Source organism: Psychrobacter sp. C 20.9 (assembly GCF_001921765.1).
GTDB classification, from domain to species: Bacteria; Pseudomonadota; Gammaproteobacteria; order Pseudomonadales; family Moraxellaceae; genus Psychrobacter; species Psychrobacter piscatorii_B.
The window spans coordinates 181463-195260 of sequence record NZ_MRYC01000001.1; the positions used below are offsets into that span (position 1 = coordinate 181463).

General features: G+C 43.0%; 13 protein-coding genes. 9 read left to right on the top strand and 4 right to left on the bottom strand.

The window, feature by feature from the left end:
• Window positions 1-44: 44 nt before the first annotated feature.
• Window positions 45-521, top strand: coding sequence for a hypothetical protein (locus tag BTW00_RS00815; protein ID WP_075105800.1), 477 nt, complete (start codon window positions 45-47; stop codon window positions 519-521).
• A 78-nt stretch (window positions 522-599) separates the two neighbouring features.
• Here BTW00_RS00815 and BTW00_RS00820 read toward each other — a convergent pair whose 3' ends face one another.
• Both BTW00_RS00820 and ybaK read right to left on the bottom strand, forming a co-directional pair.
• Window positions 600-974 (bottom strand): 5-carboxymethyl-2-hydroxymuconate Delta-isomerase, encoded by a 375-nt coding sequence (locus BTW00_RS00820; protein ID WP_075105801.1) that lies wholly within the window; start codon window positions 972-974, stop codon window positions 600-602.
• Between the two features lie 88 nt (window positions 975-1062).
• A complete protein-coding gene (gene ybaK / locus BTW00_RS00825; protein WP_058024885.1) occupies window positions 1063-1551 on the bottom strand; it encodes a Cys-tRNA(Pro) deacylase in 489 nt (162 codons plus the stop codon).
• A 247-nt stretch (window positions 1552-1798) separates the two neighbouring features.
• Between ybaK and plsB the strand changes: the two genes are divergently transcribed.
• A complete protein-coding gene (gene plsB / locus BTW00_RS00830; protein WP_075105802.1) occupies window positions 1799-4618 on the top strand; it encodes a glycerol-3-phosphate 1-O-acyltransferase PlsB in 2820 nt (939 codons plus the stop codon).
• Window positions 4619-4719: 101 nt separating this feature from the next.
• Here plsB and ettA read toward each other — a convergent pair whose 3' ends face one another.
• Complete coding sequence (gene ettA / locus BTW00_RS00835) at window positions 4720-6381, bottom strand: energy-dependent translational throttle protein EttA (protein WP_075105803.1); 1662 nt, start codon at window positions 6379-6381, stop codon at window positions 4720-4722.
• Window positions 6382-6827: 446 nt separating this feature from the next.
• Here ettA and BTW00_RS14145 point away from each other — a divergent pair, with 446 nt between their 5' ends.
• The 5 genes from BTW00_RS14145 to BTW00_RS00855 all read left to right on the top strand — a co-directional run bounded on the left by BTW00_RS14145 (window position 6828) and on the right by BTW00_RS00855 (window position 10511).
• Complete coding sequence (locus BTW00_RS14145; protein WP_256713945.1) at window positions 6828-6959, top strand: hypothetical protein; 132 nt, start codon at window positions 6828-6830, stop codon at window positions 6957-6959.
• Window positions 6960-7107: 148 nt separating this feature from the next.
• Entirely contained in the window at window positions 7108-8040 is a 933-nt protein-coding gene (locus BTW00_RS00840) for a flavin reductase family protein (RefSeq protein ID WP_256713946.1), read from the top strand.
• A 161-nt stretch (window positions 8041-8201) separates the two neighbouring features.
• Window positions 8202-9569: an acyl-CoA desaturase gene (locus BTW00_RS00845; RefSeq protein WP_075105804.1), complete on the top strand. Its 1368-nt coding sequence runs from the start codon at window positions 8202-8204 to the stop codon at window positions 9567-9569.
• Between the two features lie 224 nt (window positions 9570-9793).
• Window positions 9794-10087, top strand: coding sequence for a GNAT family N-acetyltransferase (locus BTW00_RS00850; protein WP_075105805.1), 294 nt, complete (start codon window positions 9794-9796; stop codon window positions 10085-10087).
• A 109-nt stretch (window positions 10088-10196) separates the two neighbouring features.
• The gene (locus BTW00_RS00855; RefSeq protein ID WP_075105806.1) at window positions 10197-10511 is read left to right on the top strand and encodes a 4a-hydroxytetrahydrobiopterin dehydratase; all 315 of its coding nucleotides are present in this window, start codon (window positions 10197-10199) and stop codon (window positions 10509-10511) included.
• Between the two features lie 86 nt (window positions 10512-10597).
• Here BTW00_RS00855 and BTW00_RS00860 read toward each other — a convergent pair whose 3' ends face one another.
• Window positions 10598-10753 (bottom strand): DUF1328 domain-containing protein, encoded by a 156-nt coding sequence (locus BTW00_RS00860; RefSeq protein WP_021814049.1) that lies wholly within the window; start codon window positions 10751-10753, stop codon window positions 10598-10600.
• Window positions 10754-11164: 411 nt separating this feature from the next.
• Here BTW00_RS00860 and BTW00_RS00865 point away from each other — a divergent pair, with 411 nt between their 5' ends.
• The gene (locus tag BTW00_RS00865; protein WP_075105807.1) at window positions 11165-12451 is read left to right on the top strand and encodes a trans-acting enoyl reductase family protein; all 1287 of its coding nucleotides are present in this window, start codon (window positions 11165-11167) and stop codon (window positions 12449-12451) included.
• A 723-nt stretch (window positions 12452-13174) separates the two neighbouring features.
• The gene (locus BTW00_RS00870; RefSeq protein WP_075105808.1) at window positions 13175-13705 is read left to right on the top strand and encodes a hypothetical protein; all 531 of its coding nucleotides are present in this window, start codon (window positions 13175-13177) and stop codon (window positions 13703-13705) included.
• The last annotated feature ends 93 nt before the right edge of the window (window positions 13706-13798 follow it).

The following is a 13798-nucleotide window of genomic DNA, read 5'->3' on the forward strand; positions in this document are numbered from 1 at the left end:
TGATTAAAGACTATCAAAAGTAACCTGTAATTTAGGAGCAAATAATGGTTTTACCTAACGATAAAAACACGGCTTTAGCTGCTCGATATATACGAGCATTGGTCATTAGTACCACGCTCGTCAGTATTGGCATCAGCAGTGCAGCGGCCAAAAGTAGCGATAGTACTCTACATTTTGCAAAAGGCGCTGTTACTAGCGTCGTCACTGGCAAACTCGCTCCTCATATCGATGAGCAGTGGTATCGTTTCGATGCTGCCAGTCAGCAATATGCCGTTATTAACATTTCACCACTTGCAGGTACGCCCGAGACTGCTAACGTCGGTGTATTGCATATGCCGGATGGTACCCAAGATGGCACCAAAGGCGGTATCATTTATCAAGGCTGCTTACCTAAAACGGGAAAATACCGTTTGCGTATCGCACGTAATCTTATGGCCACTCATGGCAAAACAGCAGGCTATAAAGTTGAGGTCATGATACTACCAAAGGTTGCTAGTCAGTCTTTGTGCAAGCCCGCTTAACTATAGATCTTTAACACCTTCAAACTATAACATTCAAAATAGAATAAGTCGCTTTGGAAAAGGTTAGAGCGTTCAACATTAACTAACTAGCATCTTCTTATGATATACCGCACTAATCTCTTCGACTTCTACGCATATTTGCAGTGCCGCACGACCTGATTGCTCGTCTCCGATCTTTTCTTCGATGGTAGCGACCAAGAGCTCAGCCAGCTGATTACGAGTCTCTATATCGCGGCCGCTCATCAGTTTTAGATTGGCATAGATAAACCCATTCGCTTGCTCATCATCTTCCACACCCACCAAAAACGTCTCAATAGGTAAGATACGTGTTTTGATATCTGTCGGCTTACCAAAATATCCACTGTCCCATAGTGCTTTGTTGAGCGACTTTAGCAATGATTCTTCGTGAGGGATACTGACATTGGGCGTGGCTTGAATGGTTAAATGCGGCATGATTATGTCCTTAAATATAAAAAGTAATAGAAGATCTGGCTGATAAGTTTACGCGGTATCTTTAGCCACCGTAAAACGTTTATTTGTATTATTCATCAGTAATCGCACTAAAATGCGCATCAAGTGTGTTGGCTAATTGCGCTGGTGGTAACTCAATCTCCAAACCGCGACGACCGCCACTGACATAGACTGTTGTCTGATCTTGAGCACTACTATCTATGACTGTTTTTAGGCGCTTTTTTTGCCCGAGTGGACTGACGCCGCCCAACACATAGCCGGTACTACGTTCTACTTGCTTGGGATCTGCCATTTGTACTTTTTTGCAGGACAGCAATTTATTCGCGGATAAGGCTTTGGCCATTTTTTTAAAATTGAGGGTTTTATCTACTGGCAATATCGCAACCGCAAGGTCGCCAGTATCGGTCGATACCACCAAAGTTTTGAACACTTGCACTGCCGCCACGCCAAGCTTTTCTGCGGCTTCTAAACCAAAAGAGGCCGCATGACTGTCATGCGTGTATTCGTGTATGCGGTAATCAAGACCGCGTTTTTTGGCAAGATCGATAGCTGGCGTCATAATATTTCGGCTTAATAAAATAGAACTAAAGAATAGGCGTCATACGGATTAAATAGACATGGCATCAATATATTATTACGCCAAATATCGTAACTTTCAAATACTTGACCGTTTTATATCATTGCTCGCTTACTAGTGAGTAACCCAATAGTATTAATATTAGCAGTATATACAGACACTATATATCGCTTTAGTGGCTTTTATGGCATCATAAGCGCAACATATTTGACTATTTTTGATACTGATTATGATACCGAAGTTCCTAAAAAAACGGATTTTTAAAGCGCCAGTCAGCACTGACCGCACTTCTGAAACTGACGCGGGTCCAATCGTCACCAAGCCTTACGCTAATGCTCCGATCAATCAGCTGTATCGTAAACTATCGGGACAGCTACTCGATGTTGCTGTCAAACCAAAACTATTGGGTGAATTGCCTGATTTTGATAGCGACGAGCAGGTACTTAGATTTTATGTGCTACAGGATTATTCTCGCTCCAACAGTATTTTGATCGATTTGCAGACGCAAGAGCATAACTTGCCGCCTGCATTGGTTGGGGTCAATGACGCGGCTCACAATATCAAAGAAAATGCAGCCATCATATTTTTGAATCACCCACATGCCAAAGACAATCAGTTGTCTCCGCGCCTTTCTCGCTTAGTCTCTGCGGTATTGCAATATCCAGAGCTAAAGGTGCGCCTAGTACCCGTATCTATCCTGTGGGGACGCGCCCCTGAAAAAGAAGACTCGCTATTTAAACTATTAACCGCTGACAATTGGCAAGACCCGAGTATCAGCAAGCAGTTATTTAATATCGGCGTGATGGGCCGTGATACCTTTGTACAATTCCACCCACCCCAAGATTTGCGTACTATCATCAATGATAGCCTCAAAGGTGAAAGCGCGGGCCCTAACGTTTTTGACTCAGTTTCTGAAGGCTTGGTTTCTAAAGACTTAGCTTCTAAAGATTCAATTGCTAAAAGCTCACCTGCTACAGACTCACAAGATACTGAATCAGCAACGACGGATAATGATGTCAAAACTGATGCTGAAAAATCACCCAGCTATACGCTCGTGGCGGCTGCTGATGGCAATCGTGAACTCGTACGTATGTTGCAGCAGCAATTGACGATTTATTTAGACAAGCAGCGCGCCAGTATGCTGGGCCCTGATTTGTCAGATAGACGTAATTTGGTCGATAAACTGGTCTACTCGCCAGCGATTAAGCACGCAATAGAGCTGGAAGCTGCCGAAAAAGGCACCAGCGTACGCGACGCTCGTAGTCAAGCGCGAGGATACGCCAATGAGATGGTGAATGACTATTCACATTCCATCGTGCGCGGTTTTTATAAGTTTTTAACGTGGTTATGGACGCAGTTATATGACGGTGTCGAAGTTCATCACTTTGAGCGAGTACGTGACCTTGCGACCGATTATGAGCTGATTTATGTGCCGTGCCATCGCAGTCATGTTGATTATCTATTGTTGTCTTATGTCATCTATAAACGCGGTTTGAGTATCCCTTATGTCGCAGCAGGTGATAACTTAGATGTGCCAGTATTGGGACCGTTATTGCGCGGCGCGGTCGCTTTTTATATTCGTCGTAGCTTCCGTGGCAATGCCCTTTATACCGCCGTATTGCGTGAATATATGCATACCCTTATCACGCGTAATACGCCGATCGAGTACTTCATTGAAGGTGGTCGCTCACGTTCAGGTCGCCTACTACCGCCCAAAATGGGTATGCTGGCGATGACGGTACATAGCCAGTTACGTCAAACCAATAAGCCTGTGGTGTTCATCCCAACTTATATTGGTTATGAGCGTATTATGGAAGGCGGCACTTATATCGGTGAGTTAAAGGGCAAACCAAAAGAATCAGAATCGTTGATTGGGCTACTCAAAGTGGGTCGTAAAATTGAGCGTATTTTTGGTAATGTACATCTAAGTTTTGGTACACCGCTGCATCTTAGCGATTTTATGACAAAGTTCGATGTTCCAGCCAACAGCTTACCGTCCGATCGCACCGACTCCCCACTCGATGAAAAAGCCAGTGCCATGGTCGATAATATCGGTGTAAAAGTCATGCAGCATATCAATAAATCTGCCGTGATAACGCCTGTGTCGCTGCTATCATTGGTACTACTATCCGCACCGAAAGCGGCACTGGATGAAAACAGTTGCCGTGAGCAAATCGCTTTGTACCAAGGCCTTGCGCAGCAGCTTCCTTATGCAGATGACACTGTCATCACAGATATGAGCCCGCAAGAAATCATTGATTATGGCATCAAACTAAAACTCATAGAGCGTACGCCGCACATCTTGGGCGATATCATTCAGGTCGCTGGCAAGCAAGCGGCATTGCTCAGCTATTTCCGCAATAACACTCTACACGTCTTTATCTTGCTGTCTTTCTTATCAGCGCTAGTGGCACGTAATGGCCGTATCAAACGCAGTCGCTTAGATAGTATCGCTGAGCAGTTATACCCATTCTTGCAAGGTGAACTGTTCTTATACTACCCAGCGCATGGTTTGGCGGAGACGCTCAACAAAAAAGTCGATAGTTTACTCTCTCATGGGTTGATTGTTGAGTTGGGTGATGACACGCTTAGTGTTCCTGAGTCTAATAGCAAGCGCTATCAACAGCTACAAGTACTGGCGACACCCGTTGGGCAAAGTCTTGAGCGTTATTTTATGACGCTTGCCCTACTCGCTCAGCAGGGCTCTGGTAATCTGACCGAAAGCGAAGTCGTTGACCTGTGCCATTTGCTTGGACAACGCTTGTCTGTACTGTATGCGGATGATATTCCTGACTTCTTTGATCGCGCATTATTTACTAGCTTTATCAGCGCTTTGACTCGTCTTGATTATCTACAAAAAGATGATGAAACGGGCATATTGACCTTTGACCATCGTATCAATGACATCGCCAGTCATGCCAAATATGTGCTGACGCCTGATATGATGCAAATCTTGCAGCAAGTCGCAAGTTTAAACGAAGAAGAAATCACTCATGCTATTACTGAGATTAGTAATAAAAAGCAGCGTAAATTTGGGCGTAAGCGTTAATCGTTAGTCATGACTTTTAAACAATTAAGCCAAACAAAAAAAGACCGCTAATCATTAGCGGCCTTTTTTATTCAGCTTCAATACACTACTAAACAGCGGTATTAGTTGGTAATTTTCTTATACTTAGCACGCTTAGGCGTGGCGTCATCACCCATGGTTTTCTTGCGATAGGCTTCAAATTCAGTGTAGTTGCCATCGAACCACACTGGGCCTTCTTCTTCAAACGCCAAGATGTGGGTGGCGATACGGTCAAGGAACCAGCGATCATGCGAGACGACCATGACCGTACCTGGGAATACTTGAATCGCATCCTCTAGCGCACGTAAGGTTTCAACGTCCAAGTCGTTCGAGGGTTCATCGAGTAGCAGTACGTTTGCGCCTTGCTTTAGGGTTTTTGCCAATTGCAAGCGGTTACGCTCACCACCTGATAATTGACCGACATGTTTCTGCTGGTCTGAGCCTTTGAAATTAAAGCGGCCAATATAGGCACGGCTTGGCGTGGTGTAGTCACCGACAGTAATCATGTCAAGGCCGTCTGATACTTCTTCCCAGACGGTCTTTTTGTCGTCTAGGTTGTCACGCACCTGACCGACATAGGCAACCTTGACACTTTCGCCCAAATCAACCGAACCAGTATCTGGGGTATCACGCTCAGTAATCATGTTAAATAGCGTGGTTTTACCCGCACCATTTGGACCGATGATACCAACGATAGCACCCGCTGGGACATTGAAGCTTAGGTTTTCATACAATAAACGATCGCCAAACGACTTGGAGATGTTATTGACCTCGATAACTTTATTACCTAGACGCGGACCGGGCGGAATATAAATCTCTGAGGTCTCATTTCGCTGCTGGAATTCTTTTGAGTTCAGCTCTTCAAAACGCTGTACACGAGATTTAGATTTGGCTTGTTGGCCTTTTTGATTTTTACGAATCCACTCAAGCTCTTTTTTCAAGGCTTTTGCAAAAGACTCTTCTTGCTTGTTCTGCTGTTCTAGACGGGTATTCTTTTGCTCGAGCCACTCAGTATAGTTGCCTTCATACGGATAGCCATGGCCACGGTCAAGCTCTAAGATCCACTGAGCCACATTATCCAAGAAATAGCGATCATGGGTAATGGCAACGATAGTACCGCTGTAGTTTTGCAAGAACTGCTCTAGCCATGCAACAGACTCGGCGTCCAAATGGTTGGTCGGTTCGTCAAGTAATAGCATATCAGGGCGCGACAATAGTAGACGGCATAGTGCCACACGGCGTTTTTCACCACCTGACAGTTTACTCACGTCCGCGTCCCATGGTGGCAGACGTAGCGCATCGGCAGCTTTCTCTAACTGGTTATTTAGATTGTGTGCATCCCATGACTGGATGATGTCTTCCATTTTGCCCTGCTCTTCAGCAAGCTTGTCGAAATCAGCATCAGGCTCTGCATATTCTGCATAAATGGCATCTAGACGAGCGAGCGCATCTAGTGCTTCGCGCATGCCGTCTTCGACATTACCGCGCACGTCTTTGCTGTCATCAAGCTGCGGTTCCTGTGGCAGGTAGCCAACTTTGGTTCCTGTCTGCGCGCGTGCTTCACCGCTAAACTCAGTGTCGACGCCAGCCATAATGCGTAGCAACGTTGATTTACCAGAACCGTTGATACCGAGGACACCTATTTTGGCACCCGGGAAAAACGATAGATTGATATTTTTTAAGATTTCACGCTTAGGGGGAACAAGTTTTGACACGTTGTTCATCGTGTAAATATATTGAGCCATTAACACTCCGATAGACTGCATAGAAGAGAACAGCAAATGCCACTCAGCGCTGCTGCCAAGCGTGCCGTACCTCAAAATCAGGTTACAAATTATAGGTCATTATCGCATTGTGACGCATACCCTGCAAGCTAACAGGTTGTTTTACCCCTTGTTTTGTAGCTTTTGTCATAGAGTATCGCTGTTTCTGGATAAAAGCGGGCAAAAATATTTTACTGATATTACGCGTTTAACATTCTGACTTATTGCTGTTTGATAAAAACCACAAAAAATAGCATCAAAACTTTCGCAAAGTTAATCAATAGCCGTTAGCATGTTAGAGTGGCTTAACAGCTCAAAAAATAATGGTTTAGTATGCCATTGTTTAGTATGCCATCAATGAAACTGGCTATAAGCTGAGTCATTATTTCTCATATATTTTTAATAATATTTATACAGGTACTGATGATATGGCCAACGGCTATCGCCCTGAAATAGTTCAACGTGCGTTTGTCGATTTTATCGGGTCGCGCTTACATCCGTTTTGGTCATTGACTGACGACACCCAAGCTACGCCTTATTGCTCGATACGAGATAAGTGATGATTTAATCGCACTGCAATTTGAGACCAATCAAGCGTTTAGGCAGCAGATATCCAAAGGGACAGATGATTGGCAAGGCGGTCAGTATCTTGATTTACGTGTTTTTATCGATGGGGTTTATCATCAGCGCAGCTATTCAATCGTAGGATTGGCGAATCAACCATTGTGGTGGCAAGATGATGCCGTCATTACTAAGTCAGCAAAAAGTCAACGCCATACGGTTACTATTGCTGTTAAACCGCAAGGGTTAGTATCTGATTATTTGACCAAGCAACTGTCGCTATCTAACATCGTTGATACCAGTATGCCACTGGGTCATTTTACTTTGGCACAGGCAAAGACAAGTTTAGATAATAGAGAACCAGATAACCAAAAACTGCACCCTTTGTTGTTTGTCGCTGGCGGTAGCGGTATCACGCCTATGCTAGGACTTGTTACGCAAGCACTAGCAGACGGACATCAGGTGGCGTTGCTACATTATAATCGAACGAAACTTGCTCAGTTTCAACATCAGTGGCAACAGCTGAGCGATATCTATCCAGCCTTCAGCTATCATTTTATCCATACTGACAACCCTGCGACTTATTTGGCTGGCGAACGATACTTGAGCGCAGAGGGTCTGTTATCACTTAATCTATCATTGGCAGATACGCAGATATTTGCCTGCGGTTCACAAGCGTTATTAGCCGGCTTATATAAAGCAGTGTCAGAAATCATTTTACCGAAGGGCAATCAGCTACGTGACAATATTATTATAGAGAATTTTGGTAGCGCACTGCCTGATTTTGATAGCGGTGGTAATCAAGTACTAGATAATGCACTACAGACAGAGTCGCATACGGTGTACTTACGCTCACGGCAACGGCAGTTCGATAGCGACACTACATTATTGGTCGCTGTCGAAAATGCAAATGTACGTCTAGCCTATACTTGTAGGCAAGGAATTTGCCAATTGTGCCGCTGCAATAAAGTAAGCGGCGTGGTCAAAAACATCCAAACTGGCAAGATAAGTAGTGATGGTTACGAGTCTATCCAAACCTGCATCAATATCGCCATGACAGACGTGGTGTTAGACATTTAGCCCTGCTGAAATAAAAAATACGACCACTAACCCCCTGACTATCGACCTCTTAAAACCAAAAAATAGACTGATGTTAACTCATATTGTATGCTAAAACTCAGATGACTCATCAAACCGAACCCAGTGCTGTTTATTCGTGCCGTTTCGGTTAAGGATTATATATGCGCTTATTACCACCTATTGACACAGCACATTCTGCCGTACCTATCTTGACGCCATTGTCCGATGTACAGTTGGCAAGAGATGGTAGCGAGCAGCCAGCCCCTTCATCGCAGCAAACGCCTTATCCCACTGTGACGCAGGCGCCTTTACCCAAAGCACAAAGTGATGCCTTGGCAGTAGAATTAAATGCGCTATATGAAGGTGTGATGGACTCATTAGGTAGCGATGACGCCAAATACATTCAGCGGATTTATGCGACTGTGGTCTATAGTGAGCTTGTCGCCCGTGGTTTACTGGCTGTCGCAGGACGCATGTCATCACGCCGCTCGCAGATAGGTACTTGGCTATTGGGTACGTCAATACTTAGTTTTAGCAAAATACTCAACAATATGGAGCTTGGGCATAATGTCATGCATGGTCAATACGACTGGATGCAGCATCCGCATCTGAACAGTCAAAAGTTCGATTGGGACATTGTCTGCCCTGCGCCATTATGGCAACACTCTCATAACTACTTGCACCATAAGTTTACCAATATTGTTGGGCGTGACCATGACGTTGGCTATCACTTGATTCGGGTGACCGATGAGCAGCCTTGGACACCAAGCGATCGCCATAACCTGCTTAGTACTGCCGTGTTGGCCTTTGGCTTTGAGTGGGCGGTTGCCTTTCATGATATTCAGATCAGTGCGGATGAATACGCCGACTCCCCCGATTTGCATAAAATCATGCAACAAAAATCTCGCGCACTATTTGCGAAAATTGGCCGCCAAGTGGGCAAAGACTATATTGCACTACCAGCCATCGTAGCAATGACACTAGGCCGTCGTAGTGCTCTAAGCACAATGAGCGGGAACATGACGGCTAATACGGTTCGTAATCTGTGGACGTGGGCGGTGATTTTCTGTGGTCATTTCACTGAGCAAGCACATATCTATACCCATCTCGATGCGGATGAGAGCAAAGGCGACTGGTATGTGCGTCAGATTTTGGGTTCTAGCAATATCAAAGGGAATAAATGGTTTCATATTTTGACTGGTAATTTGTCTCATCAGATTGAGCATCATATATTCCCCGATATGCCAGCCAGCCACTATGCTCGTATTGCTCCGCAGGTAAAAGCCATCTGTCATAAATATGATTTGCCTTACAACACTGGACGTTTTAGCACACAGCTGCGACAAGTAATAGGACGTATTCATCACTTTAGTAAGCCCAGCGAGCAAGAGTGGCAAGCCTACCAGTCGGTATCGGCTGCGGATACTACCACTCACTCACATAAGTCGACACTAGAGAGCGAGACAGCAAAGGGTCTTAGTCGATTCTTGCCACCTGTCGTTCGTAAAGCGATAGCTTATATATGGTGATATATTCACATTTTTAACGCAGATTAAAAGACATTAATACTATTAACAATCGTCATAACGACTATTACGGTAAGCGACTAGATTGTTTGATATCAATCATACATACTCAACTACGTACAAAGTATTTACTGACAACACAGTATTTAATAAATCTGCCTTCTTCATTCATCCTTAGAAAATAGGGCCGTTATTAAAAATTTTATAATAATAAAAGGAGTTGTATCATGAGTAACCAAACCACTAAATCAGCACTAGATATCACACATAATCAAGCAGCGAATCGTTTTGAGACCACCGTCGATGGTCAGACGGGCTATATCAGTTATCAAGACCGTGATGACACCCTCGTCTATGACCACACGATCGTTCCGCAACAGTTAGGCGGTCAAGGTGTCGGTTCAGCACTAGTCAAACATGCGCTAGATTACGCCCGTGAACATGATAAAAAGGTTGTGCCGCAATGCTCGTTTGTGGCCTCATATATCAGCAAGCACCCTGAGTACCAAGATTTGGTATAGCTTACCGCCCTTTATCCCAAACAACTGGTATGCAGCAATTTTAGATTAGAAGATCCATCCCAATATAACTTTTAATAAACCAATCCATATAACAATAAAGGTTATTAATATGAGTAGTTTATCTGACAAGCAAATTAATCTACAGTTAGAAGAGCTTGCTGGTTGGCAGCGCGATGGTAATAGTATCGTCAAAACCTATCACTTCAGCGATTTTATTGAGGCGATGAGTTTTATGAACCAAGCGGCATTTTATGCTGAAGCACTCGAACATCATCCGGAATGGCGTAATATATACAATATAGTCGAGGTACGCCTAACCAATCAGGACACCGGCGGCGTTTCTAGTTTGGACATTCGCCTTGCAAAACGCATGGAGCATATCGTTCAACCCAAACGTCTATATCCTTATATTTCTGTTAAATGAGTAACTGAAGTGCTTTAGTTGAATATAAAAAAAGACCCTCATTTGAGGGCCTTTTTTTATTGGATTTTTATAGCAATAAACTGTATTTACATTTTGCGACTGACAAATGCCACAATAAATAAAATCACAGCGACTGCTAGGAAGATGTACGCCAAATTAGCAGACAGTCCTGCGACGCCGCCAAATCCTAATAAACTTGCTAGCAGTGCGATTACTGCAAAGATAATAGCCCAACGAAACATAATATTCTCCTCAAATAATTGTTAAAAATCAGATAGTAAACTTTATATAGTATTGATTTAACTTTTTTTTTCTAATACCAGTCATATCTGCTTACAAACATAGATTAGCAATATTTCTCTTTAAACAACGTGCATTTTAGTAATGATGTCAGTAGATTATGTAAAGTTTGTAGCAAGTGTTAACACCTTTTATTTTTTCTTGTGTCTATAAACATATTATTTAAGATGATGAGCACCTTATTTGCTAAATTATTGATTGTCTTATGGTTGCATATAAATAACATCAAAAATTTCTGAAAAAGAGATTTGGCAATGAAAACTGTCGCGACCCCATAAACTTCTAACTTATTCAGACCACTTGGTTTATAGTTTAAAGTCACATTATCATCCAATATATTAAGGACAATACTTATGAGTACCGAGACGGATACCGCAAAACCCGCACAACAAGATACTAGCGACAACCGCCCTTATGCCGTCATCTTATATGGCGCAACAAGCTTTGTCGGACAAATCACCGCTCACTATTTAACCAATTTTTTATCTAATGCTAAAAATAAAGATGGCTCTAACGTCACTTGGGCAATTGCAGGACGTGATGAAGAAAAACTCAATGAGCTACAGTCGAAACTTGAGAGCAAAGTAGATATTATCATTGCCAATAGTAAAGACTCTGCCAGCCTTGATGAGATGACCAAACAGACACAAGTCATCATCTCAACCGTCGGTCCCTACCTCAAATATGGTGAGCCTCTTATCAAATCTTGTGCCGAAAACGGTACTGATTACGTCGACCTTACTGGTGAAGCGATCTTTATCAAAGAAATGATGGACAAATATCAAGATACTGCCAAACAAAGCGGCGCACGGATTGTCAACTCTTGCGGCTTTGATTCTATCCCATCAGATTTGGGCGTTTACTTTACGCAAACCAAAGCAGAAGAGAAGTTCGGAGAAGCTTGTAATGTGATTCACATGCGCGTAAAAGCGGCAAAAGGCGGCATCTCTGGTGGTACGATTGCCTCGATGGCTACGATATTCGAAGAAGTTGGTGAAGATAAATCACGCCGTAAGCAAGTAGCCAACCCTTATCTACTAAACGATGACACAGATGTGCCCAATGTACGTCAAGACAATGTCAGCAAACCAGAATACGACAGCACCCATAAACGTTGGTTGGCGCCCTTTGTGATGGCGAGTATCAACACACGTATTGTCCATCGCAGTAACCAGCTACTTGGTTATGAATACGGTCGCGATTTTAAATATGACGAAGCCATGTGGATGAAAGATGGTGTCAAAGGTAAGTTATCAAGCTACGCGATGAGCGCGGGTCTACTAGGATTTGCCACTGCCATGATGATTAAACCAAGCCGTGAGTTATTGTCCAAGCATGTTCTGCCCAAAGCAGGCACAGGCCCTTCTAAGGATGAGCAGGAAAATGGCTACTTTGATATTCGCCATTTCGGTCAAACAGCTAAAAACGACACCATCACGGTCAAAGTTACCGGCGATAAAGATCCTGGTTACGGTAGCACTTCTCGTATGCTCGCGCAGGCAGCATTATGTCTGGCACAAGATATCAGTAAAGAAGACGTTGGCGGCGGATTCTGGACGCCTGCCTCTGCGATGGGTGATAAGCTCATAGCCCGTTTAGAAGAACATTCAGGTCTGAGGTTTGAAGTTATCGATGGTTAACCGAATGTAAAACATTTAAATAATGATTTATTAACGCTGATGATTTTAATGACCGTATCTTGATAACAAGGTGCGGTTTTTCAATACGCAAATTTTATAGCACTCATCTATCATATTAGCGAATACTAATAGCGTATTTTTTTGGTAATCAATGTTGCGGCTTTTCAATTTTTCAATACATTATGCTACACATCCCTAGTCTAATGGCACAGCCATACTCTCCTCAATACGCTAGGATAAAATACGTTATGGTTTGGTTATTATAGAGAATATTGATTTAAAATTTTTAATCAAAGTTCACTTCGAAAAACATCATCTAGTAAAAATATTTCTCTAAAACAATGTTATTGATCGAATTGATATTAGTCAAAATTTCCCAGTAGTTCGTGTGCCAGATAAAGGTTTTTAGCAGCCTGTTATCGATACAAATACTGGTAAATATATCATTGTTGAATAAAATAGATCCAAATGCTTACTTCTTTTCTTAAATGAGATGTGGGCTTAATAGTTTCATAACGTCACAACAATATACCAAGCTGTTAGAACCTTAATGAGTTTACTACTGAAATGTCTGTTATATAACTGGTACTTTGTTTTTACAAATTATAGTAAGGTCAAACCAAAATTAGGCTGTCCTCAATTATCTGCATTTTAGACATAATTATATATAGATATGGCAGCTGTTTTTAATCATTGTTCATTTATTGAATTTGGAGTTTTATAATGAAAAAGAATATTTTATCGTTAGTCTTAGGAGCGACCCTTGTTTTGCCAGCGGCAGCAATAGCTGCACCTGTCAATACCAGTGACATTATGCCAGCAGATATGCGTACCACTCCTGTCGATAATACTTTGCAAGCCGAAATAGAAGGCCCTGATGGCGAGCTTGTCGCTACTCAACCGGGTGCTGTTGATAACAACAACATGGACGCGATGAATGACGATATGGAATCTGAAGAAGGTGACATGGACGAAGATATGACCGTTACAGCGGACGAAGAAATGTCTGAAGATCAAGTTAAAGCTGAAGTTGCTCAAGCCAGAGCTGAATTGGCTCAGGCCCGTGCTACCGCTGAACGCCCTACTCAGATGACAAATGATGTTCAAAGCAGCCAAATAACCCCAGCTGACATGCGCGAAAAGCCAGTCGAGATTACCTTACAAGAAAAGAAAAAAGACCGTCGTGGTGAGCTTTTAGCAACTCAGCCTGGTCAAGTGGAATTTAACGAAAACCGTCGTTTCACCATTCGTTAATAATGACAGTGCTTGATTGAATAGTATGACTAATAGTTTACTACTATCAATAAGTGACATATAAAAAGGCAGCCAATTGGCTGCCTTTTTTGT